The 25,140-nt window shown below is 43.6% G+C and carries 25 protein-coding genes; 17 read left to right on the plus strand and 8 right to left on the minus strand.

Going from position 1 to position 25,140, the window contains the following annotated elements; translation table 11 throughout:
• The first annotated feature begins 4 nt into the window (after positions 1 to 4).
• The 5 genes from QMA13_RS16255 (at position 5) to QMA13_RS16275 (ending at position 4,577) form a co-directional block, all read left to right on the plus strand.
• On the plus strand, positions 5 to 1,534 hold the full coding sequence (locus QMA13_RS16255; protein ID WP_282942612.1) for an MDR family MFS transporter: 1,530 nt from the start codon (positions 5 to 7) through the stop codon (positions 1,532 to 1,534).
• A gap of 177 nt (positions 1,535 to 1,711) precedes the next feature.
• Positions 1,712 to 2,140 carry an Rrf2 family transcriptional regulator gene (locus QMA13_RS16260; RefSeq protein WP_282942613.1) on the plus strand — a complete coding sequence of 143 codons (429 nt, stop codon included), beginning with the start codon at positions 1,712 to 1,714 and terminating at the stop codon, positions 2,138 to 2,140.
• Positions 2,141 to 2,227: 87 nt separating this feature from the next.
• Positions 2,228 to 3,130 (plus strand): NAD(P)/FAD-dependent oxidoreductase, encoded by a 903-nt coding sequence (locus QMA13_RS16265; RefSeq protein WP_282942614.1) that lies wholly within the window; start codon positions 2,228 to 2,230, stop codon positions 3,128 to 3,130.
• A gap of 206 nt (positions 3,131 to 3,336) precedes the next feature.
• On the plus strand, positions 3,337 to 4,053 hold the full coding sequence (gene aac(2')-IIb, locus QMA13_RS16270) for a kasugamycin N-acetyltransferase AAC(2')-IIb (RefSeq protein ID WP_282942615.1): 717 nt from the start codon (positions 3,337 to 3,339) through the stop codon (positions 4,051 to 4,053).
• A 134-nt stretch (positions 4,054 to 4,187) separates the two neighbouring features.
• Entirely contained in the window at positions 4,188 to 4,577 is a 390-nt protein-coding gene (locus tag QMA13_RS16275) for a VOC family protein (protein WP_282942616.1), read from the plus strand.
• Positions 4,578 to 4,828: 251 nt separating this feature from the next.
• Here the strand turns inward: QMA13_RS16275 and QMA13_RS16280 are convergent, their stop codons facing one another.
• Positions 4,829 to 5,266: a MarR family winged helix-turn-helix transcriptional regulator gene (locus QMA13_RS16280; protein ID WP_282943420.1), complete on the minus strand. Its 438-nt coding sequence runs from the start codon at positions 5,264 to 5,266 to the stop codon at positions 4,829 to 4,831.
• A gap of 263 nt (positions 5,267 to 5,529) precedes the next feature.
• Here QMA13_RS16280 and uvrA point away from each other — a divergent pair, with 263 nt between their 5' ends.
• The 7 genes from uvrA to QMA13_RS16315 all read left to right on the plus strand — a co-directional run bounded on the left by uvrA (position 5,530) and on the right by QMA13_RS16315 (position 13,026).
• Positions 5,530 to 8,034 (plus strand): excinuclease ABC subunit UvrA, encoded by a 2,505-nt coding sequence (gene uvrA, locus QMA13_RS16285; RefSeq protein WP_282942617.1) that lies wholly within the window; start codon positions 5,530 to 5,532, stop codon positions 8,032 to 8,034.
• A 257-nt stretch (positions 8,035 to 8,291) separates the two neighbouring features.
• Positions 8,292 to 8,915, plus strand: a complete 624-nt coding sequence (locus tag QMA13_RS16290; RefSeq protein WP_282942618.1) for a DedA family protein — start codon at positions 8,292 to 8,294, stop codon at positions 8,913 to 8,915.
• A 55-nt stretch (positions 8,916 to 8,970) separates the two neighbouring features.
• A complete protein-coding gene (locus QMA13_RS16295) occupies positions 8,971 to 9,648 on the plus strand; it encodes a response regulator transcription factor (protein ID WP_282943421.1) in 678 nt (225 codons plus the stop codon).
• On the plus strand, positions 9,645 to 11,081 hold the full coding sequence (locus QMA13_RS16300; RefSeq protein WP_282942619.1) for a sensor histidine kinase: 1,437 nt from the start codon (positions 9,645 to 9,647) through the stop codon (positions 11,079 to 11,081). The genes QMA13_RS16295 and QMA13_RS16300 overlap by 4 nt, the downstream gene beginning before the upstream one ends.
• Positions 11,082 to 11,111: 30 nt before the next feature.
• Positions 11,112 to 11,726 (plus strand): undecaprenyl-diphosphatase, encoded by a 615-nt coding sequence (locus QMA13_RS16305; RefSeq protein ID WP_282942620.1) that lies wholly within the window; start codon positions 11,112 to 11,114, stop codon positions 11,724 to 11,726.
• Positions 11,727 to 11,947: 221 nt separating this feature from the next.
• On the plus strand, positions 11,948 to 12,463 hold the full coding sequence (locus tag QMA13_RS16310; protein ID WP_282942621.1) for a TVP38/TMEM64 family protein: 516 nt from the start codon (positions 11,948 to 11,950) through the stop codon (positions 12,461 to 12,463).
• Positions 12,464 to 12,507: 44 nt separating this feature from the next.
• On the plus strand, positions 12,508 to 13,026 hold the full coding sequence (locus QMA13_RS16315; RefSeq protein WP_282942622.1) for a C40 family peptidase: 519 nt from the start codon (positions 12,508 to 12,510) through the stop codon (positions 13,024 to 13,026).
• Between the two features lie 73 nt (positions 13,027 to 13,099).
• Here QMA13_RS16315 and QMA13_RS16320 read toward each other — a convergent pair whose 3' ends face one another.
• Positions 13,100 to 13,309, minus strand: a complete 210-nt coding sequence (locus QMA13_RS16320; protein ID WP_282942623.1) for a hypothetical protein — start codon at positions 13,307 to 13,309, stop codon at positions 13,100 to 13,102.
• Positions 13,310 to 13,509: 200 nt separating this feature from the next.
• On the opposite strand from QMA13_RS16320, the gene QMA13_RS16325 reads away from it, so the two are divergent.
• The gene (locus tag QMA13_RS16325; RefSeq protein ID WP_282942624.1) at positions 13,510 to 13,920 is read left to right on the plus strand and encodes a cupredoxin domain-containing protein; all 411 of its coding nucleotides are present in this window, start codon (positions 13,510 to 13,512) and stop codon (positions 13,918 to 13,920) included.
• A gap of 149 nt (positions 13,921 to 14,069) precedes the next feature.
• On the opposite strand, the gene QMA13_RS16330 is transcribed toward QMA13_RS16325, so the two are convergent.
• Both QMA13_RS16330 and QMA13_RS16335 read right to left on the minus strand, forming a co-directional pair.
• Positions 14,070 to 14,972, minus strand: a complete 903-nt coding sequence (locus tag QMA13_RS16330; RefSeq protein WP_282942625.1) for a deoxyribonuclease IV — start codon at positions 14,970 to 14,972, stop codon at positions 14,070 to 14,072.
• A 174-nt stretch (positions 14,973 to 15,146) separates the two neighbouring features.
• Positions 15,147 to 15,542 (minus strand): VOC family protein, encoded by a 396-nt coding sequence (locus tag QMA13_RS16335; RefSeq protein WP_282942626.1) that lies wholly within the window; start codon positions 15,540 to 15,542, stop codon positions 15,147 to 15,149.
• Between the two features lie 326 nt (positions 15,543 to 15,868).
• Between QMA13_RS16335 and QMA13_RS16340 the strand changes: the two genes are divergently transcribed.
• The 3 genes from QMA13_RS16340 to QMA13_RS16350 all read left to right on the plus strand — a co-directional run bounded on the left by QMA13_RS16340 (position 15,869) and on the right by QMA13_RS16350 (position 17,330).
• On the plus strand, positions 15,869 to 16,144 hold the full coding sequence (locus tag QMA13_RS16340; RefSeq protein WP_282942627.1) for a hypothetical protein: 276 nt from the start codon (positions 15,869 to 15,871) through the stop codon (positions 16,142 to 16,144).
• 135 nt (positions 16,145 to 16,279) lie between these two features.
• The gene (locus QMA13_RS16345) at positions 16,280 to 16,663 is read left to right on the plus strand and encodes a hypothetical protein (protein WP_282942628.1); all 384 of its coding nucleotides are present in this window, start codon (positions 16,280 to 16,282) and stop codon (positions 16,661 to 16,663) included.
• A gap of 142 nt (positions 16,664 to 16,805) precedes the next feature.
• Positions 16,806 to 17,330, plus strand: a complete 525-nt coding sequence (locus QMA13_RS16350) for a DinB family protein (RefSeq protein WP_282942629.1) — start codon at positions 16,806 to 16,808, stop codon at positions 17,328 to 17,330.
• A gap of 7 nt (positions 17,331 to 17,337) precedes the next feature.
• On the opposite strand, the gene QMA13_RS16355 is transcribed toward QMA13_RS16350, so the two are convergent.
• Together QMA13_RS16355 and QMA13_RS16360 are read right to left on the minus strand one after the other, a co-directional pair.
• Complete coding sequence (locus tag QMA13_RS16355) at positions 17,338 to 18,261, minus strand: response regulator (RefSeq protein ID WP_282942630.1); 924 nt, start codon at positions 18,259 to 18,261, stop codon at positions 17,338 to 17,340.
• Positions 18,262 to 18,266: 5 nt separating this feature from the next.
• Entirely contained in the window at positions 18,267 to 19,403 is a 1,137-nt protein-coding gene (locus QMA13_RS16360) for a sensor histidine kinase (RefSeq protein ID WP_282942631.1), read from the minus strand.
• 327 nt (positions 19,404 to 19,730) lie between these two features.
• Here QMA13_RS16360 and QMA13_RS16365 point away from each other — a divergent pair, with 327 nt between their 5' ends.
• Positions 19,731 to 21,011 carry a cation:dicarboxylate symporter family transporter gene (locus QMA13_RS16365; RefSeq protein ID WP_282942632.1) on the plus strand — a complete coding sequence of 427 codons (1,281 nt, stop codon included), beginning with the start codon at positions 19,731 to 19,733 and terminating at the stop codon, positions 21,009 to 21,011.
• 91 nt (positions 21,012 to 21,102) lie between these two features.
• On the opposite strand, the gene QMA13_RS16370 is transcribed toward QMA13_RS16365, so the two are convergent.
• On the minus strand, positions 21,103 to 22,323 hold the full coding sequence (locus tag QMA13_RS16370) for a GNAT family N-acetyltransferase (protein WP_282942633.1): 1,221 nt from the start codon (positions 22,321 to 22,323) through the stop codon (positions 21,103 to 21,105).
• Between the two features lie 301 nt (positions 22,324 to 22,624).
• Positions 22,625 to 24,967, minus strand: coding sequence for a glycoside hydrolase (locus tag QMA13_RS16375; protein WP_282942634.1), 2,343 nt, complete (start codon positions 24,965 to 24,967; stop codon positions 22,625 to 22,627).
• Between the last annotated feature and the right edge of the window lie 173 nt (positions 24,968 to 25,140).

Genomic DNA, 25,140 nt, shown 5'->3' on the forward strand with positions numbered 1-25,140 from the left:
TTAAATGAAGAGAGAAAAAAGCAAAGTAGGGGTTATTATTGCGGGACTTCTGCTTGCTATTCTGATGGCCTCCATGGACAATACGATTGTGGCTACAGCGATGGGCACGATTGTTGGAGAGATTGGCGGTCTGGACAAATTCGTGTGGGCTACTTCCGCCTATATGGTAGCAGAGATGACGGGGATGCCAATATTCGGCAAGCTATCCGATATGTATGGGCGTAAACGGTTCTTTGTTTTTGGTATTGTCATCTTTATGATTGGCTCGGCGTTATGCGGAATGGCGGAAACGATCGTTCAGCTCAGCCTTTTCAGAGCGATTCAAGGTATCGGTGCCGGTGCAATGGTTTCTATAGCATTTACGATTATGTTCGATGTCGTTCCAGCAGAAAATAGAGGAAAGATGACAGGAATGTTCGGAGCATTATTCGGTTTGTCGAGCGTCGCGGCACCGCTTCTCGGTGGTTATATAACCGATTATTTACATTGGATGTGGATTTTTTATATTAATTTACCACTTGGTTTACTTGCATTCATCTTGATCGTGTTCTTCTACAAGGAATCGGCTGAGCACTCCAAGCAGAAGATTGATTACCTTGGTTGTTTTTTGCTAGTAGGTGCGATTATCTGCCTCATGTTCGCGATTGAGCTCGGAGGCAAAGCTTATGCATGGGGATCATCACAAATATTAGGGTTATTTGCTGGTTTTGTTTTCTTCTCCATATTGCTTGTATTCGTTGAAAAACGTGCGGTTGAGCCCATCATTTCATTCCGCATGTTCCGAGTCCGATTGTATACGACCACCAATCTGGTCGCAATGCTTAGTGGAGCGACGTTTATGACTGCTTCGATGTTCATACCTATCTACATTCAGGGCGTATATGGCGGTACAGCAACTAATGCAGGGCTTATCCTGCTTCCGATGATGGTGAGTTCTGTCGTAACTGCAACGGTTGGCGGATTCTTAATGTCAAAGCTTCCTTATCGAGCTATCCTGATTCCAACGCTTGCGATTTTGACGGTAGGAATGGCTCTTCTGACCACATTGACTTTAGAATCGTCGCGTTTATTAATCACAGTCTATATGATTCTGGTCGGTCTAGGTATTGGTGCTTCCTTCTCGGTACTCAGTAGTGCAGCCATCCATTCATTCCCGGCAGCTCAGAGAGGGGCAGCTACTTCAACGATGAATTTCAATCGTTCACTTGGTATGACTCTAGGTATTACCATATTTGGGATTATACAAAGTCATTCTTTAACCGATAAGCTGACGGAGGCATTCAGCAAGAGCGGAAGGAGTGCACCACTCACAGAAATCGATTTTAACGATCCTCACGTTCTATTAAATCCTGCAGTTCGTCAATCGATGGATGGGAACACATTACACACGATTACGGAGGGGTTGTCTTCTTCGATCGTAGGGACTTTTGCGTGGAGTCTCATCCCGGCAGTTTTAGCATTGACAGCTGCATTCATCATGAGCAGAGAAAAACTGGAACCAACAGAAATGGATGGCTATGTCGCTTCCCATTAGCGAACTTGGTGATGTTAATCAAATATTAGCGAGCATTGGAGTATGCTAGCGCTTTTCGGATAGCGGACCGCCCGATATGGGCGGTCTTAATATTATCATAAGTGAAAACGGAATCTTGACACATTAGCAACTTTAAGGATATTATAGACACAATAAGTCTGTGATTGAGGTGCTAACATGAAATTTACAAAAGCAACGAATTATGCTCTTCATACCATGCTTGCGCTTGTTGCCGCATCTCCGGTTAAGCCGGTAGGTGTTCAGCAGTTGGCGGACTCCCAAGGCGTTTCACCGACTTATCTTTCCAAAATTTTAACAAGGCTCGTGAAAGCAGGGATGATCGAATCGGTTTCCGGAGCCAACGGAGGATATAGGGTATCGCGCAAGAAAGACGACATTACGTTTTTGGACATTATTCATGCTATCGAGGGTTCTGCCTCTTTATTTGAATGTGATTTTGTCCACGGTGACGAGTGTTTAATTCAAGCTGCAATGAAGGAAGCGGAAGAGAAAATGGAGCTGCATCTCAAAAACACGAAATTGGTAGATCTGGCCCAAAAGCAAACGCAAGTTTACGGAGAGCCAATTCCTGTTGAAGGGAAGTAACCCATTCGTTAAGCTTTAAAAAAATTTTTACCTCAATCACAGATATAATAAGTCTTTAATATCTGATTAAATAGGGAGTTGATCATCATGATTTACGATTGCGCCATAATAGGTGGAGGACCAGCAGGGTTGAATGCAGCCCTTGTTCTTGGCAGGGCAAGACGAAGCATAGCTTTGATCGATAACAATCGTCCTAGAAATGCAGTTACACATGCGTCTCACGGCTTTATTACTAGAGATGGTGTTACGCCAGCCGAGTTCCGTCGTATTGCATATGAGGAAGTGCTTCGTTATCCATCTGTCGAGCATCTGCCAATTGAGGTTGTTTCGGTTGTCAAAAGCAATTCAGGATTTGAGATACTTGACTCGTCAGGCTTTGGCGTTCAAGCACGAAAACTGATCTTAGCGACGGGTGTAAAGGAGATATTTCCTGAGATCGAAGGCTTTCAATCCCTATATGGGAAAAGCTTGTTCAATTGCCCCTATTGCGATGGCTGGGAGCTACGGGATCAACCGCTTGTCATTGTCTCGGATAATCCGAATGTTTTTCATACAGCTAAGCTGCTGCTCAATTGGAGCAAGGATTTGGTCGTCTGCACGAATGGTCAGGCTTCCTTGTCAAAAGAGCAGAAGAAACAGCTTGAATCTAAAGGCATCGTGATCATGGAGCAGCCTGTTAAAGCTTATATTGGACAAAATGGGAGACTTGAGCATGTCCTATTAACGGATGGGACTCAAATCCCGAGAACAGGCGGTTTCGTGGCTCCGAAGTTGGTACAAAGTGCATCTTTCATTGACCAGTTGGGTTGTGAAAGAACGGAGTCAGGTGGGATAAGAAAGGATGAGATGGGAAGAACCTCGATACCTGGTCTATATGCTGCCGGAGATGCTTCAAATGTTTCAGCTTCCCAATTGATTTATGCCGCAGCCGATGGCAGTAGAGCAGCTGTCGGAGTGAATGTGGATTTAACTGATGAATATTTTGCTTGAAAATGAAATACCTATCAAACTCCTTATTTATAGGGAGTTTTTCTTTTTGTGGTACCACGGTCATCTCTTTCTTGAATGTTCGAAAAGATAAAGCAATTAAATCGGATAATTTCATTATTATTAAATAGTATCAGGTTATTTTGGGATTTTTTGATACTATTGATGGAGAGAACCATAGTTTTTTAATGGATGTGGAGAGGTGAGACATGAGTGATCGTGAAGAAATTCTACCAGCTGCCCAAACGCTGATGGAGTACCATGCTGAGGCACTCTTTACCCATGACCAGAACATGCGCCTACGCACGATTAATGAGCCTTGGCCTGGAGAGACTATGGCTCCCCGTTTTTTCTTAGGACGTTCTATAGAGGGAATATCGATCTGTCGATTTCGGTATGATGTTCCAGAGACGCTTATTAAGCGATTAGAGGATTTGTGCGGAGACGAACCTAACTTGAGGGATTACCCAACGAAGCCAAAACATTTTGAAGCCTATATGAAGCTTCTCCAAACAGAACGGTTCACAATGGGACCATGCTTTCTTATTCCGGATATAGGTCCATCCATGCAGATTGTCAGTATAACCCGGGCTAATATGAAGGGGATTTTGCAAGGCGGTTTCGAATGTCTAATCTCAGAAATAGATTATGCGCAGCCTTGTATAGCACTTTTGCACGAGAATCGGGCCGTCTCCATCTGCCGCAGCGTTCGCATCACATCCAGAGCACATGAAGCAGGACTTGAAACTTTAGACGAGTATCGTGGAAGAGGATATGCGGCAGCTGTTGTTGCCGGATGGGCAAAGGCGGTACGCATTGCGGGAGGTATCCCATTATACAGTACTTCATGGGAGAATCTTGCATCCCAAAGTGTGGCTAGAAAATCAGCCTTAGCTTTTTATGGAGTCAATTTCACAGTCATCTGATCATCATGGAACGTTGGTTGGCTTAGAGATTAACAGTTAGTACTATGCTAATACCAAATAAAGGATATTTTTATGGCTTGTCGAATAAACATTTGAACCATAAAAAAGCTGGATCCTTTAGGAGGTTTTACTAGTTGACTGACCAATTAAAAGCCCAAATTGAAAATTCCCTTACAGTATTATTGGTTTCTGATTTAAAGAGGTCAAAGGAATATTATCAAAATGCACTGGGTTGTGAGGTTAATGATGTTTGGGCAATCCGAGATGATTTTGGACTTGGATTTAAATTAATTCAGGCAAAGGACTTGCAAGATGTGAAACCTAATAAAGATACTTGGAATACTTATGCTTACGTGAAAGATCATGACGGCCTTGATGTCTTATATGAAGAATTAAAAGCGAATGGTGCTAATATTATACAAGAACCTGTAATTAGTGAGCACGACTGGGGAATATGGAAAGAGTTTTCGGTAAGTGATTTGGATGGATATTTAATTGGTTTCGGTTCGGGTATGAAAAAATAATCAACTCATTCTACATGTTAGACATTTCCATTCACCAAAAGAAATAGTAGTAACGTTGAATAAAGTTTACATAATAAATAATATGTAATCTAATGTGCAAGTAATTTCTAATTTATCTTTTAACCATACCTATTATAATGGCTAGGCCATTAAAGAAATATCCAAATCAGGCTTTACTATAATAAGGACGATTTCCTGAAGTCAGTAGACTTTTCGGAAAATCGTCCTTTTCATTTTCTAAACGATACGGCTCAAGAAGACGATTTGCCTCGTGACTTAGAGCTGAGTTGATGAATCTGCTCATCCAGAACCGCACTTGCTTTGCCTAAAAACTGGGTAATAAGCTCAAGCTCTTCATCCGTATAAGTGGATGCAAGTTTAACCATCTCAGAGTGAAGAGGGAGGTACGTATTACTGACCTCTTCTTTATTTTCATACAAAGGAACAATAATCACTTTGCGTCGGTCATTGGGGTCATGCTGCCTGCGGACAAACCCGTTTTTTTCGAGCCGGTCAATTAATGCGGTAACGCTGCCTGTAGTGAGTCCGGTCAATTTTGAAAGCTCCCCTGCAGTGATGGGACCCTTTTCGTGCAGAATATCAATGGATATATAATCGTTGTTGTACAAGCCTAAAGAAGCAGCCACATTTTGCTGATATAGCACCGTTCGGGTTCCCAGTCCTCGCATCCGTAAGGTGAATTTTTCCTGCTGCTCTGTTGGTTGAACTTGTTGATTGCTTGACAAAAGACAACCCTCCTTTTAAGATATAATTATCTCGACTATCAAGATATTAGATGAACAAGAAACTAGATAAACGTAGTATTAATCGAATTTATTTTATCGGAATCTTGACTTATTTGCAAAGTGGTAACTTATGAGGCACGGGCTGCAATCCCTTTGTAAGATGCCTTTAACGATATGATCTTATTGGAAATGAGGAGGATACATTAATGAAGGACTCCATTGTTATCAAGGGTGCGCGGGAGAATAACTTGAAGAATGTCTCTCTTTCGATTCCAAAGTACAAACTGGTCGTAATGACCGGTCCATCAGGTTCCGGTAAATCAACACTTGCGATGGATACACTTCAAAGAGAGTGTCAGAGGCAGTATATGGATTCCATGGGATTAACGTCAGATTCGATTAGCAAGCCGAAGGTCGAGTCTATAGAAGGACTGTCTCCATCTATCAGCGTTGGGCAGCATGTTACCAATCGTAACCCCCGCTCGACAGTAGGGACTGTAACCGACATCTACACTTATGTTCGTTTTATTTTTTCCAGACTGGGGGAGCGGGTATGCCCGTCTTGCAGCGGCAGTATCCCACCTTCTTTTGAACCGGCAGGCCTCTTGGCAGAGGCGGACGATTATGCAGATCGTCAGACGATGTACTGTCCTCATTGTGATGCAGAGCTTGAGAAGCTGGGTATGTCACACTTTTCCTTCAACAAACCGGAGGGAGCATGTGAGGCATGCAGTGGGCTTGGTCATGTGGCAAGCATCAATGAAGGGACAGTTTTCAATCCGGAGCTCAGTTTGCGCGGCGGGGGAGTTGCTTCACTGAATGGTGTCCATCGGGATATTCAAATTCGTATTTTAATGGCGGCGGCCAAGCATTATGGATTTGAACTTGACCCTGACCAGCCCTTGAAAGACTATGGCGAAATTCAGCGTGATTTGTTGTACTACGGAGTAGAGAGTGAGGCATTCAAACGCCATTATCCGAATGTAAAATCAGTTCAAGGCACCAAATTTGAAGGTGTCATCCCCAGCTTATGGCGGCGTTATAAGGAGAAGGAAGGGGAGTCTGGCTCTCAGGAAAAAGACGATAGCTTTTTTCATGAACAGCTTTGTCCTGAATGCCGCGGAGCTCGACTAAAGAAAGAAATTCGTCATGTGCGGGTAGCCAATGCGTCTATCTGCGATATCTCAGACTGGTCGATAGGTGAAGTATATGAGTGGACAAGAGGCTTGCAAGAAGAGATTCCGCCTGAAGGGCTTCATTTGGTTGAGACGGTGCTCCATGATATGCCTATAAGGCTGAAACGGATTATGGATGTCGGATTGGGCTATCTTTCCATGAACCGGCAGACAGTAACCCTGTCAGGTGGAGAAGCACAACGGCTGCGGCTTGCTTCATTGTTAGGGTCAGGTTTGACTGGCGTACTGTATATCCTGGATGAACCAACGACAGGGCTGCATCCTCGGGATACCGTTGGCCTTATTCGAGTACTTCAGGAGCTGCGAGATCTTGGGAATACGGTGCTCATTATTGAACATGATATTGAAATGATGCGTGCTGCAGATCATATTATCGATATCGGTCCGGGTGCTGGCTTATACGGTGGGACCGTTGTGGGAGAAGGAAGTCTGGAGGATTTGATGGCAAGTGAGCTTTCGGTTACAAGCGCATATTTGAGAGAAGAAAATCTAACAACCACTACACGCATTCGCAGGAAGGGAACCGGACAGCATATTACGATCACGGAAGCACGGGTCCGTAATATTAATATCCCTATAGTTTCTATCCCTCTTGGAAGCCTCGTGTCCGTAACGGGTGTGTCTGGCTCAGGGAAATCGACGCTTATTTTCGATATCCTTGCACAAGGGAATCCAAAAGGACAGGTGCAGATGGGATGCAAGGAAGTCACGGGCTTGGAGCATGTTGGTAATATCGTAATCTTTGACCAAACGCCTATGGGGAGAATTCAGCGCTCCAATGTTGCGACCTATACCGATGTGTTTACACATCTTCGTCAGTTGTTCGCCGGATTACCTGGGGCCAAGGATAGAAAACTGACCTCGAAGCATTTTTCATTTAATACGCCAGGTGGACGCTGCGAAACATGTCAAGGTCTAGGTGTGCTATCTGTAGATATGAATTTCCTGCCTGATCTAGAGGTGAAATGTCACGACTGCAAGGGGAGAAGATTTACAGACGAGGTCCTGCAGGTTCAGTATGAAGGCTTTTCCATCTCGGATTTATTGAATATGTCGATACAGGAAAGCTTGCCGATTCTCAAATCGGAGGCCAAAATTGCAGGAATAATCACAATGCTGTGTGAGGTTGGGCTTGGCTACCTGAAATGGGGGCAATCGGTGAAAACCTTATCCGGCGGGGAAGGACAGCGGATCAGACTGGCCAAAGAACTGAGTAAACCGTCCAAAAACCATACGCTCTATCTATTAGATGAGCCGACAACCGGACTCCATCCATCTGACATTAAACAGCTTCAAGTATTACTGGATAAACTTGTCGATACAGGGAATACCGTTGTTGTTGTCGAGCACAGCTTGGAATTGATCAGGGAATGCGACTGGGTGATCGATATCGGCCCAGAAGGTGGTGCAGCGGGAGGTAAGCTTGTGGCCGTCGGCACACCGGAGCGGGTTGCTGAAATACCAGCTTCTTATACAGGCAAGTTCTTGAAACGGGTCCTGACCCATGGGCTCTGATCAGTATGAGACGGGAAAGAATAAGAGAAGCTTGAATAGGGAAATAATAGGGGTTATAAGGTAGTAAGAGGTTTGAAGAAATTGTGCTTGTATAAGAGAATGTTCTTTTAATGAAACCACTCCAACAGGAGTGGTTTTGTTGTCTATGCGAAGGAATGGATGACTAAGCTAAAAGGGGGCATTTATTAAAATGAATTTTCTCATTAAAATCTCATTTTGCTGATCTATACTTAACGCACGGAGGAGGGAGGCACACAATGAAAGATTTCCTGCTGGTTCTGATTCAGCATTATGGCTATGCAGCCGTACTGCTGTCCACAGCTTTAGGCATTATAGGATTGCCGATACCGATTGAATTTTTGCTGTTGTTCGCAGGTTCGATCACAGCTCAGACTCATTTGCCGGTTCAAGGCATCATAGCTTTTGCGTGGATGGGCACCGTTCTCGGCATGATCACCAACTATGCGTTGGGCCGTTATATAGGCTTTCAAAGGATGAGCCGAGTTACACGTTGGATTCACTTAACGGAAGATAAGATGAACCGATGGTCGATCCGGTTTCAAAAGTTCGGACCACTCTTCATCGTGACCGGCTTTTTTGTAGCGGGATTGCGCCATATCGCGCCTTTTATCGCTGGTGCCAGTAGAATGCGGTTTGCTCCATTCATCGGAGCTACGATGCTGGGAAGCCTAGGCTGGGTAGGCATATTCGCATTTCTAGGCCAAAGGCTCGGGCATTATGGGTACACTCTGCTGAAACTAGCTCATCATCCTCTTCCGATAGCCCTGTTATTGCTGCTTATTGGTGCCGTGGTGCTCTATTTAAGAACATCGGGGTTCAAGATGAAGCCGGTGGGGCATAAAAGAGCTTATAACAAATGAAAAGATAGCTAAACGATCGCGCCGATATATGAAGAAACAAAGGAAGAACAAGATGATGAAAAAAGTGCTGCTAATTGAAGACGAAAAAAACCTGGCGATGTTTATTGAACTCGAGCTTCTGCATGAATCTTTCTCCGTTACTGTCGCTAATGACGGTCGGAAGGGCGTGGAGCTGGCGCTTGATCAAGAATGGGATATGATCCTGCTTGATATTATGCTGCCTGGTCTGAACGGTCTAGATGTGTGCCGCCGAGTCCGTGAAGTCAAAAAAACGCCTATTATCATGCTGACGGCAAGAGACAGTGTAGTTGACCGGGTTTCAGGATTGGACAGCGGTGCTGATGATTACATTCCAAAGCCATTTGCAATCGAGGAATTGTTGGCCCGAATGCGCTCGTTGTTTAGAAGAGTCGATATGGCGGAAGAGACTGGATCCCATCAGCTTATTTCCTGCGGCGATATCGTGATCGATCTGGAAGCAAGGAAAGTGATGAGAGGAGAAGACCCGATTGAGCTGACCAAACGGGAATTTGATTTGCTCGTTATTTTCGTACAGAATCCAAACATCGTGATGACTCGAGACTTGCTGCTCGACCGGGTGTGGGGATTTGATTCCGAGGTGGAGACGAATGTCGTAGACGTGTACGTACGTTACTTGAGAAATAAACTGGATCCTAACGGCAAGGACCGCTTTATCGAGACGGTAAGAGGAATCGGGTATGTGATGAGATGAGAAGAGCGATCCGACAATGGGTTTCTGGAATGACAATCAAGTGGAAAATGGTACTATGGTCGTCCTTTACGCTTATCGTTTTGTTCACAGCTTATAATTTCGCGCAATATACAGCGGTCAATCAATGGATGGTTAAGCAGGAAAAAAATTCGATTCAAAAAACGATGGCTCAACTGGACGATTATTTTCAGGAAAAAGTCCCCTTGAATGACGCCAAAATCAAGAACAGCGCAAATTATCTTGAGAAAATAAACGAGAATAATCAATTGATCCGTATACTAGACCAGCAGGGAATACCCATTATAACCGTTTCAGATCAACTGCCGGAATCATACGTAGCCCCCCAGGCGGTTGATCGAGCAATGCTGCTAAGCCTGTGGCATTTAGAAGATCATCTTTTGGTCATGCGCAGTCCGCTAATCTCTGGTGACTTTCGGGGTACTATCGAAATTGTTAACAACCTGGAGACGTTCGATCAGTTTTCAGCCATGATTTTTTGGGTGATGGTTCTAGCAGGTTGCGGGTCAGTCTTGTTAAGTGCATTGGGAGGCTATCTTCTGGTGAAGCAATTTCTCAAACCGGTGCAGTCCTTGGCTGATGCCATTCGCAATGTGAAGCATAAAGGTCTGCATGAACGTGTCGAGCAGCATGGAGACAAGGACGAGCTTAGCCGGCTTGCAGCATTATTTAACGATCTAATGAATGAATTGGAAACGTCGTTCAAGCAGCAGAAACAGTTTGTTGAGGATGCTTCGCACGAGCTGCGTACCCCGATATCCATCATTAAGGGGCATCTTTCTCTTTTGGACCGTTGGGGGAAAAGCGATCCTCAGATACTGGACAAATCATTAACAGCCTCGCTTCAAGAATTGAATAGGCTGGAAGGTATTGTACAAGAGCTTCTAGCGCTTACCCGCTCAGAAAATGAGCTTCCAGCTGAAGAAACTACATTATTGAAGCCAGTACGCTTGCTTGAAAGGACGATCAGACGATTTGCTGTTCCCCATTCCAAGATGCAATTTCAGGTTGACCTTTGTCCAATAGGCGATGACGCCATGATCAGGATGGTACCACATCATTTGGAACAAGTACTGCTCATTTTGTTGGATAATGCTGTGAAATATTCAAAGGAAGGTACGACCATCGCAATAAACGGCAGAAGGCAGGCCGATGTGATGATAGTGGAAGTTCATGATCAGGGGATCGGTATCCCTCCTGAAGATTTGCCTCACGTGTTCGATCGATTCTATCGGGTGGATAAGGCCAGAAGCCGGGAACAGGGGGGGACAGGCTTAGGTCTGGCCATTGCCAAACGGCTGGTTGAAGACAATGGCGGAGTCATCTCCATATCAAGTGAAGGACAGGAGGGAACCAAGGTTACATTGTCGTTCCCACTTACAAGCTTCGAAGACTTAAGGTTTGATCCCATTTGATTAAAGAGTACTGAATAAAGGATGATTTTCTTGGTTTTAGAACAGTTTGACTACCAATGGTTTCAAACAATTAATCATTTAGGAGCCGTTTATACTTGGCTTAACCCGTTGATGCGATTTTTCGCAGAAGATGCTGAATACTTATTTTTTGCGGGAGTGATCGTTTATTGGTTTTCTCGCAAAGCATCCAATCGCACGATGGTTGGTGTAGCATTGTTATCGGCATGCTTAGCGATGGGATTCGGATCGGTGCTCGGTCATTTCTTCTATAGGGATCGACCCTTTGTCACCCATTCGGTGATTCAATTAATCAAGCATGCCGGCAACGCATCATTTCCAAGCGATCATGCGATGGGAGCATTCGCGATAGCTGCAGCATTCTGGTTGTACAAGCCGTCGACCGGCAAAGTATGGCTGACCGTGGCGGCCTGCATCGCTCTATCGCGGGTATGGACGGGAGTTCATTATCCGCTGGATGTGATAGCAGGAGCTGTTATTGGAGCAGCGACAGCGCTGATCGTTTATCAATTAGTAACGCGTTTTGTTCCATTGTCCCGAGCATTAAACTCCATCATTGCGTGGTATGATCGGCTGGAATATAAACTTTGGTACAAGAAAAAAGAGAAGCGTTCCTTGAATTCTTAATTTTCAACCGGGAATGAAGCTGTTAATATCAGGAAACCTTATAGATGAGCCAGAGACTATGGGCTAAATGAGGTGAACCTATTCATTGAAGCAGCAGCCAGAATCCCGTATACGATTCATTAGTGTCATCAGCATCCTATTCATCGTCCTTATTGTTGCTGTATATATTTATTTGCTGCGTATAGGGGGAAGCACAGCGCCTTCTTGGAGCGATACGGCATATGGGCTTTGCTGGAATTGTAGTCGGTGTCATCATCCAAACAATCGTCAACATTTTACCTGTCCCTGGAGAGTTCACGTCTATTGTTCTTATGGAAATTTACGGACCGGTCTGGGGCGGCCTATACTCGTGGATTGGGGGACTGATGGGTGCGATTGGAGCCATGTGCTTGACCAAGTGGATCTCCAAGCCATTTTTCGGACAGATGACTCGTCCCTTATTGGATAAAGTACAACAACTGGTTCATCGCCGAGAATCGTTCGGACTTCTCATTCTTCGGTTTGTACCGTTGGTGCCGTATCATTTTGTGAATTACACAGCGGGACTACTGAATGTGAAGACCTGGGTATTTATATGGACGACTGCGGTAGGCATCCTGCCCTATACCATAGCTATGAGCGGTATTTACGCTGGAGTAAGGCAAGGCTCACTAAAGTGGGGCCTTATTGGAGCTGGAGTGTTTGTATTGCTCTTTGGGATTAGCCTCTATGCAAAGAAAAGAAAGAACAGCTTATGATTCCATCATACGATTAATTTAAACCTAGAGAGGGGATTAATTCAATGAAAAAAATGATAGCGTTAGTAGTAGCCGCCTTCCTCGCATTTAGCTCCTTGGGCACCGTATCGGCAGCAGTACCGAGTTCAACTCAGGTAACTGCTCAACAGCAGAAGCTCATCGATGTAGGTAAAACCCAATTGGGAGTTCCTTGGAAATACGGGACGATGAAACCAGGTATTGGCTTTGATTGCTCTAACTTCACTTCTTGGGTCTATAATAAGGCGCTGGGGATTAAGTTCACTAGTTCGTCTAGGAGTCAGCGTTACACTACTTCGTTAGGTACGCCAGTGTCAATCGATAAAAACAATAAATTCAAAAATTTGCAAGTCGGAGACCTGTTGTTCTTTGCAAATTCCAGCGATGCTGGCGGTGGCGGTCATGTAGGGCTTTATGCAGGTGAGAAGAATGGTAAGCATTATGTTCTTCAAGAAGGTGGCGGACGCGGTAAAGTCACTTATGAGCCGATGGAAGGAACATGGTTTGCCAGCAAGCTGGTTTACGCCAAACGAATCCTAAAATAATTAGTCATTATTCGCATAATGGTTTGTTGTTAACGCTGTCGAGATGGTCTCGACAGCGTTTTTGTATTTCAAATTATGAAATGGTTTCTTCGTCTTGATTACTTTCAATCCTTGCTTGGGTTAATTGTTGACGCGCTTCGCTCAGTTGTTCTTCTGCAGCTTGAATTGCCTGGCCTTGATTTCTACTATTATGTGCTTCATTCAGATTACTTAGAGCATGGTTAACCGCATTATGGGCTTGGATCTCTTCAGTGTCTTGTTGATTAGACTGTTGGTTAGTCAAATTAAAACCTCCTAAATGTTGTTAGTGGACCACAGCTTAATATCCTCCAAATGTAATGAAAAAATTCATTTTTTGATTCCTTAATGCTCAAATGATTGTTCATAATATGTCATAAATAAGCCGTACAACCTTATGTTCATTCCGCTATACTTGAAGTGTCCACGAAGATCAAGCAAGAATCTACAGAGAGGGTGGAATGAATGAAAATAAGCAAATTAAAATTTACTTTATTATCAAGCGGCTTGGGTATAATTGGCCTATGTGTAATCCTCTTTTTTTATTTTCAAGGCAGATCAGATTCCGTTGACCCCCTTATAGCTGAGCAAGCAGCAGGCTACCAAGTTGCCACCGTTCAAGTAACCGCAGATGGATTTGTGCCTGATCATATTGAATTGATGCCTGGTGTACCCACCAAAATTAACTTTAAAAAATCAACTAGCTTTACGTGCATAAAAGGCATGATTTCCAAAGATCTAGGTATGGATATCCCTTTCGAAAAAGGAGATAATGTCGTTACCCTGGCAGCCATGCAGCCAGGAAGCTACGAGTACTACTGTGGCATGTACATGTATTATGGAAAGATTTCTGTGAAAGAAATTAAAGCTATGTGAAGTAAAAGTTCGCATATCCTTGGTCGACTAATCAGCAACTAACCCATTTAAACGGTGACTCTCCATTTAAAAACAAATAAACAAAGAAAGACGGCTCATAATGGACGTCTTTCTTTGTTTGTGCATTTGAATATATTGATTAGTAAAAATCATTCCTTTGTGGAAAGACTGCCATCCCATTTTTGAACCAGCTCATCCGTTTCTCCTCTTAACAAAGAAATTTCATGCTTATAGGGGGCATTGACATATTTCTTAGCTCCGACTGAGGGGGTTTCGAGTAGCTTGGGAATAGAAGCCAGCTGCGGATGGTGGACGACATATCGTAAGGCTTGAAGGCCAATATGCCCGTGACCAATGTTCTCATGTCTGTCTTTTCGCGAGCCCATGATATTTTTCGAATCATTGACATGAATGACCTTTAGACGATCCAGTCCGATAATCCGGTCAAATTCATCCAAGATGGCATCAAAATCTTCTTTAACATTGTAGCCTGCATCATGGATATGGCAAGTATCCAGACAGATAGACAAGCGTTCGTTATTATTGACACCATCGATAATCGCCGCTAGTTCCTCAAATGTAGTTCCGCACTCGCTGCCCTTGCCAGCCATTGTCTCCAATGAAACCTGAACATCCCGCTTATCCGTCAGGACTTCGTTCAGGCCTTCCACTATTTTAGAGATTCCTGCCTGCTTACCAGCACCTACATGAGAACCCGGATGCAAGACAATCTGAGTTGAACCTAGCGCTTCCGTTCTTACGATCTCAGATTGAAGGAACTCAATTCCATGTTCAAAGACTTGAGTGGACAAGGTATTACCTAAATTAATAATAAAGGGAGCATGAACGACAATATTGGTGATGCCATTATCCTTCATATGAGTTTGTCCATCTATGATATTTAGCGACTCAATCGGTTTGCGACGCGTGTTGTGTGGAGCACCAGTATAAATCAGGAAGGTGGAGGCGCCATACGACGCTGCCTCTTCGCTAGCTTGAAGAAGCATTTTGGTTCCTTTCATAGATACATGAGAGCCTATGAGTAAAGCCATATGTTTTGTGCACTCCTTTCCTCTGAGAATAAAATCTAAGACAGATTAGTTATCCTATTATTATAGCGCAATACCTTGTTTGCTGATCCGCTCAATATTTGTAAATAAAAAAAGGGTCCATATCAAAATCAGACCCTAAGGCGAAGCAGAAACCGTTAATTATTTAGTTAAGAGTTAATTTTTACCGAAAGAGGGGCGAGGACCCGTTCTGGGATCTTCACCTTCTATAAGACAATAGGCTTCAAGGGTAAATCCTCCAGGTGTTTGAAGATAAAAGGTATAGGAACCATGAACAATTGCAGGAGTCTCTACCTGGAATCCATCGTCTTTAAGCCGTTGATTCAATTCATCTATCTTTTCTTTATTTTCTTGAGGGAAGCCTACATGGAAAGTTTCCGGGTAATTGACATCCTTACCATGCATTAAATTTAGCAGAAAACCATCATCGTCCAACATAGCCGCAAATGCTTTTCCCGCGCTTGTGTAACATTTTAAGCCGAAATAAGTTTCCAAGAAATGTTTAGCTTCAACAACGTCAGTTACTGTTAAATTTAGGTGATTATTTTTCATTTGAAGCCCTCGCTTTCGAATTTTGTACTTATCAACATGGTTCGTATATGTTATTGTCTTCATGAACAAGTATCTTGATTATCAAGATATATAATATACTAAATCCCTGTGTATCTATTGTCAAGTCATTTAGAAGTGAGTAGCTTGGAAGACACAGAATTGAGCAGATAGTTGTTTAAAACAATACTCTAGATTGAAATCCCTACAGCTCGATCTTATTATCTATGTTATAAATGAACGGTAGACATAGGGGATGATAGCATGTTTGATACAAAAGATATTAAGAGCATCATTAATTATCTGCGTCTCATAATGTGGATATTTCGATGAATGAGATTGGCACTACTGATGGACTTGTTTATATTCTTTCAAAGAACAACGAAGCAAAATATGTTTTGAAAATAGATCATCCGCAACAAATTGGTTTGACTGAACAATTTCTTAAGACCTATCAGCACATTCATCTCTTGCCCAAAATTCTCTATACGGATCCTGAAAAAGCATTTATTTTGTATTCATATTTAACAGGAACAACTCATAATAATCGTGGTTTAAAAATCAATTGGTTGACCCATTTAGTGAAAGATCTTTTCAACCATTAGCAAGAATATCTACAAAATGACAAGTGGGGAAGGCTGCAAGCTCCGATTCAATCTTGGCGTGAATGGAATGTAAGAAGTTTAGAGGATACAACAAAACATTGGGGTAGTCTGCTACTTACTGAAGATTATTATAGAATGAAATCCATCGTTGAAAATATATCGGAAATTGCAGGGCAGCGGATCAGATATTTACTGCATGGTGATACGGGTATTCATAATTTCGTGTTTAATGAACATTCTTTAGTTGGTGTTATTGACCCTTCACCGATGATTGGCCCTGTACTGTATGATTTTACGTATGCTTTTTGCTCCTCTCCGGATGATTTGGATCAAGAAACTTTATTTTCAACATTCAGTTTTCTTAATCATGAACCTTTGGAGAGATCAAGCCTTATTGAAGAAGTACTCTTTCAGCTTTATTGCCGTATTGGCATTTGTATACAGCATCATCCACATGATTTACAAAGTTACCTGAAGGCATGGGATTATTGGAAAACCCAAATCTCAAATAATAGCTAAATGCATTGATAAGAAAAGGAGCAAGATTTGGGCCGGTTTTGACAGCAAATAGCAATTTGTAAGAACTTAAACAATGAGCTCAGTGATAAGATAAAAGGAGTTGTTGATACATTAATAATTTATCGTTAAAGGAGTGTTCGAATTGAGTACTCAGAAATTGATTGAAGCCTACAAAAGCTATTTGCAAAGTTATTCTCTGAATCAACTAACATGTATAACGGAGCAAGGCGTTTGGTCTCTCAGTCAAATGTACGACCACTTGATTCTCGCTGCTCTTGATTACCTTGACAAGGTTGAAATGTGTGCAGCAGCAGGTAAAGAGCAAGCCCTCGGAAAGACAGAGGATGGCGAGAATTTGTATAAACTTCGTGGATTCCCTCCGATTAAAATCAAGCTGCCGGACGGTCCTGAAAACACGCCCAGCAACTCGGGAGGCAAAGAGGATCTTAATCGTGGGCTCGATCATGTTTTGCAAAAATGGAGAGAATGGGAAGGGAAAGTAGATACTATAAACCCCAACTACAAAGTGAAACATGATGGCTTTGGCTGGCTTAACTCACGGGAGTGGCTCGATCTAGTCGAAATGCACTTCCGCCATCACCTGCTGCAAAAGCGTGAACTGGAACAGAAGCTTGGGTTCGTTAGTTTGAACGAGGATCTTTTATAAGCCTCCTTTAATGAATAAGCCGCTTCGCCTCCAAATAAAGCACCTGCACAAATTTTTTCGTGTTAATCTTCGTTTGGGTTAGGGAAGGATCGGCATCATTTTGCAGCTCCCTCATCTTTTTACGGATTTCGGTGAAGTCGAAGTATTTCGAAGCGATGTTCTCAAACTTCGGGTTGGAATAATCCGTCAGACCGAGCGAGGCGACATGGTTGAGCGTCTGGAAAAGAGCACGGCGTACACGCTGTTCCGAAGCTTTGATTTCCTTAGTGAAGTCGGATTCAGATGCCGTGCTGCCGAGTTTCCGCAAGGCAATGCCTCGAAATATATCTTTGAGTGCTGGGAAGGAAAGGGGTACTTCCGCCGCGATATCGTATTCGTATAAATATTCAAGCATATCGAGAAGATCCTTGCTTCCTGCTTCCCCGATAAGGCCAAGCTCAGACAGCAGGGAGCGACCCGCAGCGGTGATGCTCGGTTGGGCTCCAGACGTTTCCGCTCGTTCCATCGACTTACCCAGGTTCAGAACTTGAAGTGATTTCTGGATATCCTGTATTGACTTTTGCAGACGGAGCCGTTCTTCAACTTTGCGGATAACGGCAAGCACTTCCAGCCGGTTTATCGGCTTAGCGATATAATACTCGATGCCGAGCGAGTACGCTTCACCTATCATATCCTTGGTCTCGATCTGCGAGATCATAATAATTTTGCCGTTGAACATCGGTGCCAGCTCTCTGACAGTTTGGATACCATCGCGCAGGGGCATGAGCAGATCGATAAGCAAAATATCGACTTTTTTCAGCTCCAGTAAATCAGCGTCCACCTGGTAGCCATCCTCAGCTTCTCCCACAACCTCGCCCAAAGTCTCGTCTTCTATAATATCGGCCAGCATGGACCGGATGCCTTGATCATCATCAACAATAAAAAAACGCATGACAATTATCCCCTTTTTGTAACTTGATCTACCGGCAAAACGATGGTAAATACCGTTTCACCTTCCTCGGAAGCCTCTTGCAGCTCGATGCGACCTCCCAGCGACTCTGCTACTTCCTGAATATAAAACAGTCCCATCCCTGTTGACGGTGTACCGGAATCATTATATTTGGTCGTGTACCCGGGAGTAAAGATGCGCTCCTTTCTTTTGGATGGGATACCTGGACCGTTATCTCGAACTTCGAACTGTATGTAGTCGTCTGATTGCCTAGCTAGTACCCAGATTAGGCCATTTTTCTCGATAGCCTCGACGCTGTTAGCAACCAGATTGTTCACCAATGTTAGAATTGTGAATACATGTAATGGGGGCAATACGGTATCGATATCGAGGTGAAAACTGATCACTTTGCCTAGTGCCTCGGCATATTTTTCATTGGTGCTGACGATAAGAAGACCAATATCTCCAGCATCCATATAATCGGCCGAGTTCTGTTCATGAATAAGCTTGGACAAACCGGCATAGATTCGTTGGTTGTCTTTTTTAATTTCATGGACCTGCCCGGAAATGCGCAGAGCCTGCTTAGCGAGCGTGTGAATTTGCCCTGGTTGAACGGCCTGCTCCGCTTGAAGCAGACTGCGGTATAGCTCATAGCTATCCCTAGTGATGTTCTCGGCGTACAGCAGCGTCTTTTTGAGTTGAACCGATTCTTCGTACAAATTGGATATGAGCACTAGTGTATGCTCATTTTGTTGCCGCTGCTGCTCCTCGTTCAATACTGCCTGCCGTAGCTGAATAATATTGTACAAGCCAAGCACGAAAAAGCTGCGGACCATCGCGATCAGCACGATTTTCCCATAAGCCTGCCAGTGGATGAAATCTTCAATGATCGTCGGTCTGAACGAGAGCTCGGCGAAGGTGGCTCCGGTCTCGATAAGGATATCCAGGGCACCGACTCTTAGCGGCTGATAAGGCTGCTTGTTCAAATTCAAAACCTGGAACAAGCAGGCGTACGTCGCATAGTAGAAAAAAACCGGATAGTGTAACAGGAACAATTCATGGAATGTTTGACCGGTAGGCTGCAGAAATCCGTTCCAAAGCACGCGGAATATTACGACGTTGAATCCAACAATAAGTCCCGACAAGAAAGGAGGGATAGCTCGAATCCATAATAAAAAAAGAAAAATACCGGAGTGCCCAGACTGATTCTAAACGTATCGTGAAACGGAAAAAATTTGATTTCCCCCGCAAGTGGGACTGCAATCATCATAAATAGCAGTGCGGTAATAAGTTCTTTCAAGGACAGCACATCCTATAGTTCATTAACCAGCCTAGCTTATTTTACAGAAGTTTTCCCTATTTTTCGAATCTTAATATTTTTTTAAACAAGTTACGTAGATTTTTGTCGAATCGCGTAGATGCCCTCTTAAAATAAAGAAAACGTTTACTATCTTCAAGGGAGGCATAGAATCATGAAGAAAATAGGACTGGCCGCTCAAATTTTTATAGGCTTGACATTAGGAATTATTATCGGTGCTTTATTTTACGGGAATCCTACTATCGCAACCTATTTTCAACCGATTGGCGATATCTTTATTCGATTGATCAAAATGATCGTAGTCCCTATCATCATCTCTACCTTGATCGTCGGGGTTGCTGGAGTGGGGGATATGAAGAAGCTGGGGAAAATCGGCGGCAAATCGATTCTTTACTTCGAGATCGTCACTACCTTCGCTATAGTGGTTGGGCTGATAGCAGCTAATGTGTTCAAGCCGGGCGCAGGGGTCGATATGTCTCATTTGGTCAAATCAGATATCCATAAATACGTTGAAACAACAGATAAAGTCGGCCATAATTTCGTGGACACAATAGTCAACATTGTTCCTACTAACATTATTCAATCTCTTGCTGCAGGGGATATGCTCGCGATTATTTTCTTCTCGGTTATGTTTGGTCTGGGCCTCGCGGCAGTCGGGGAAAAGGGAATGCCTGTTATTCGTTTCTTCGAAGGTGTTGCCGATGCTATGTTCTGGGTTACTAACAAAATCATGAATTTCGCACCTATTGGTGTTTTTGCTCTGATTGGAGTAACCGTTTCCAAATTCGGGATCACTTCGCTAATTCCGCTTGGCAAGCTGGTTTTGTCTGTATACGGGGCTATGTTCTTCTTCATCATCGTGGTATTCGGCATTATTGCCAAATTGTGCGGCACCAGTATTTTCACACTCATTCGTATCCTGAAAAGCGAGCTGCTGCTAGCCTATTCTACGGCAAGCTCGGAGAGTGTTCTTCCTAAAATCATGGAGAAAATGGAGAAGTTCGGCTGTCCTAAGGCGATTACTTCGTTCGTCATACCGACGGGGTACTCGTTTAATCTAGATGGTTCGACTTTATACCAAGCTCTTGCCGCTATATTCATAGCACAAATGTATGGTATCGATATGCCTATCAGTTCTCAGATCACACTGTTATTCGTCCTGATGGTTTCCTCCAAAGGGATTGCCGGAGTACCCGGTGTCAGCTTTGTCGTTCTGCTTGCGACTCTTGGTTCCGTTAACATTCCAGTCGAGGGACTTGCCTTCATCGCCGGAATTGACCGGATTCTCGATATGGCACGCACTGTAGTAAACGTATTAGGCAATTCGCTTGCTGCTGTTGTCATGTCCAAATGGGAAGGGCAGTACGATGCTACTAAAGGCAAACAATATGTAACCTCGATCCGTCAGGAGCAGGTTCAGCAAGAAGTCGCTTAAGAGTAGAAATGCACTCCTTGTAATAAACATTGGAACCTTTTAAGTGAATCCAATGTATACAAGGGGTGCATTTTTTGTTTGCGATTAAGCATCAGAAGTAATCCGAGAAATAGGGTGTTTGTTGCTCTATCAGCTTCTCCAACAATTCGATCGTCGACCGACGAGCTTGGAAGCGTCCTGCCCGCGCCAAGTATGCAGGTCGCTTATAACCCATCAGCATCGTTGTCAACGTCTGTATATCGAAAGCCGCTTCCGGGTTACCGCCGCCTTCGATCAATTGCCCGCGACCTTGCTCGTCCACCTTCAGAGTGAATTTGCCCTGATTCCACTCTAGCATCGGATCGTGAAGCGTAAAGGTCAATTGGCATTCTGTGGTCTGGGGCAGGAACGGATATTGCTTCACGAAGCTGTGAATATCGACAATCCTAGCCATATAATAGGGCGATATCGTTTCCTTGATGTCACTGTCTTCCAGTAGAAAGGCGAGCGGCTCCGTTGTATAAATATGACCTTTGACCCGTGTTATCATTGAGAAATGAGCGCTAATGAAATTCCACAATCCTGCTCGTGCTTCTCCGTCGATATACACCATGACCTTCATATGGAAGACCTCCTCGGCTATCCAATAGAGGAGGTAGCCCTGCGGCTGTTGATCTTCATCATAATAGACCGCAACGGTCAGATCATCCAGATCCCAACGCAAATACTCTTCCCAGGCCAACTCGCTCCTCAGCATTGCACCATGATGAATCAGGGCGAAGCGTCGGTACACATCGCGAATATCCGGATGATCGATCGACAGTCTCTCCACATTGCCGGGCACAGTCTTCAGTTTAGGCAGCTGCGTATCCTTCACCTCGAATGAGATTTTGTCAGAGATGATCTCCCAGCCTTTGCGGCGATAGAACGGGATTGAGTAGGGATAGAGATACGATATAGACTGCTGTCGTTCGCGCATATTGGCGAGTGCCTGACGCATCAATTGACTCATCAATCCAAGGTTGGCATACTCTGGGTAAGTTCCTACACCCGTTAAGCCGCCCATATCATAGATCTCCCCAAAAATATTCACCTGGAACGGATACACCGCTAACTGGGAAATCAGTTTATCCCCATCGAACCAACCTAATACATCCGCTTGCTTCAGCACGGGAAGCTTTGCCTGTGTAATCTCGCGGTTCTCCCAGCCGAATGTATGAAGATCATGATTCGTCACCTGGAATACATAGCGAAGGAGGTCGTTAAATTGATCCCCATGCTTGGGCTCGACCTTCTTCATCTTCAATCTCTCTTGAAGCTTTTGACGACTCATGCTTTTTCCTCCACATCCTATCTTTACAGTTATTATGTTGTAATGCGACACTATTTTATGAATCAAAAAGTCAAAACAGTAATGACAGTTAACAAGGAAGATAGCAGTTCAATAAATTAGTTAACATAACAATAATTATGTATACTATTTTAATTTCACTAACTCAGCTTTCGCTAAGAGAGGGAAGAACCAATCTGTAAACGGATTGGCTCATTACTGATCGTACTACAAAATACTTCAGATTTTCACAAGATAATGTATTAGAATCTGCACATTTTGGGGAAATCTAGTTATATAGTGTTCATGGATTAGGAAGAAGTTTAGCGTTAACCTCTGCGTGAAAACTCATTCGTTGCTTACCTTGATATACAATTGCCGATTTGGACGGGATAGTCTCACCATTCAACTTTACTTCATGATCGGAGAAATTGGCAATGACCTTTACATCATCTCCATACTGCGTACTCTGAACGAGTCTATCGTTCGTTAGTACGGAGAATTTACTCATCTCTCGAGTAACAGCCTGTTGATGGAAAGGAGACCACACCTTCAGATAATCAAGGATACTTGCCTTATTTTGTTCCCAAGTTCTGCGATCCAAGTGATACAAGGGCGGCACGTTGTACAAGAGACCGTAAAGCATTTTGTCAGCTTCTTCGCCCTTGATCTTATAGGTTCCCCACTCCCAGTGATTCGTCGTGATAATCGAATTGTTATAGACTAATTTGTATAGGGGGAGCGAGTACGCGGGATCACTATAGACTTTTTCATATAAAGATTTAATGGGTACGGCTTTGCCGTATCGATCAGGAATTCCAGCTGGAGCATAATAGCCCCCTATGTAATATTTGCTGTCTTTATTTACACGCATATCGGGATCTTCCCAAGCGATTACAGGACTCTCAATACCTTGTGCATAAGCAATCACGCTGTTCGCGTAGTCATTCCCTCCTTCTGAGCCAACAACCATCTGCTTATCTTTAGAGAAATAACGAAACCGTTCAAGTCGTGCCTTCAGATCCTGTTGTTGTGTCGTCGGATGTTCGGGAGAGTAGTCGTCATATATGTCACCCGTTGCATCTGAATCCACGAACCAGGAGTTGTAACCAATTCCGTCCTGAAGAATGCCTGCTACCCGTTGTTTCACACTTGGCATGGATAGGGTTGGGTTTAACTTACGTCCTCTCTGTAGAAATCCGGCGAGTTTCGTTCCGTCTTTACGCTCAATTGTGGCATGTTCATATAGAGAAGAGTCAGGAAAGTATGCCGTGTTCCAGGAAGGGTCCAGATTTTGCTGAATAGAGTGATAGGAATCGTATGGGGCAATCAGATAACCAACCTCATTAGCTTCGTTAACCATTTTAGGATTCATGAGGCCATCTGCCCAATTGGGAAGCCCGATCCAAGCGTTTTTGATGCCAGATCTGCTCATATCCTTGACCAAATCCGTTGACTCCGATTGCCCCCACCCAGATATATCGATAGCGGCGTCTTGCAGCACGCTTTTCAGCAATAGCTTGTTCAAGTCATAAAGCTTTTCTTCACTTAACTTATCAACCCCTTGGTTAATGAGCTTCTGCGCCTCTTCTACCGGATTGGGGAACACAGAAGAAGAATAGAAGGTTTTCAACTTTATTCCCTGATTCATCGCACTCATAACGACCTTTTTCTGATATGAGTCCCAATAAACCTGTTTTGGAATTTCCTTCAGCACTTGCGCCAGCTCGTTGCTACCTTCTGCTGTGCCAGCGAGAAGCTGAACCAACCATGGACCTAGTTTCACTGGAAATAGCGTTCGCAGCTTTGGCAAATTGACATCAGTGTCTGTAATTATGGATTCACTCCACAAATAAATCTGCGGTGCACCATACAGTTTACGGATATTTGGATTATCTTTTGCTTTCTCTTCCAGCGTAATGTAATTCCCGTTCTCCTGAACATAATTTTTGTAGGGAAGAACGACCTCCTGCGGATCATTACCGGTAACATACAAACGAAAACCGTAGGTTTTATCCTCATTTAAAGTAGGGAAGGCATGTGAAAATTGAAACTGGATGGACGACGACGTGTCGAAATGAATTTCATCGTTGAACTTGTTCGTTACCACATAGACGATAGAAAAGGGATCGGCATGTAACGCGAAAAAATCCATTGAAAACGATTCGCTCCAAGTGTAGCTCTTGTCCTTCAAAAACGTTTTCCAGTTCATGTCGTCAGCTGGGATTACTTTACCCTCACCAAGGGGAAGTATATAGCTGTCCGATTGTACGGATGGCCATTGAAACTGATCGGCACCAATAGAGTTTATTTGGATGTCCAGATAATTGTTTTTCTTGGTTATGCTGATTTTAACTTGACCTGGATATGTCCATTGGACAGAATCCTTGTTTTTGACCAAATCAGTTACTGCTGTTTTTGGCAACGAAACGGAAGCGGGCACACGAACACCATCTTTGATAATCGTGAGGGTGAATGTCTCTGGATCTATCTCGAAATCAAATGGCTCACCTGCAGGTTGTAAAGCCGCCTTCGTTTGTTGTATTTCTGTAAGCGCTGGTTGAGTCGTAAGACTATCCCGACACCCGGTTAATGCTACTGTTAAAAAGCTGACTACACAAATCCAAGCAATTCGTCGTTTGTTCATTGAACATACCTCCAATATTTTTTGAACAGCAGACTCATTGTAAGGACGTAATGTTACAGGAATGTGCCAAGATCAAACAGGAAGACCATTATAGGTTTTAAATAAACAAGGCTGGAGCTAGACTGAAATTGCTTTTCCTGTAACATAAGAACGCTATTATAGTAATAATGAAA

Source organism: Paenibacillus sp. RC67 (genome assembly GCF_030020805.1).
Taxonomy (GTDB): domain Bacteria; phylum Bacillota; class Bacilli; order Paenibacillales; family NBRC-103111; genus Paenibacillus_S.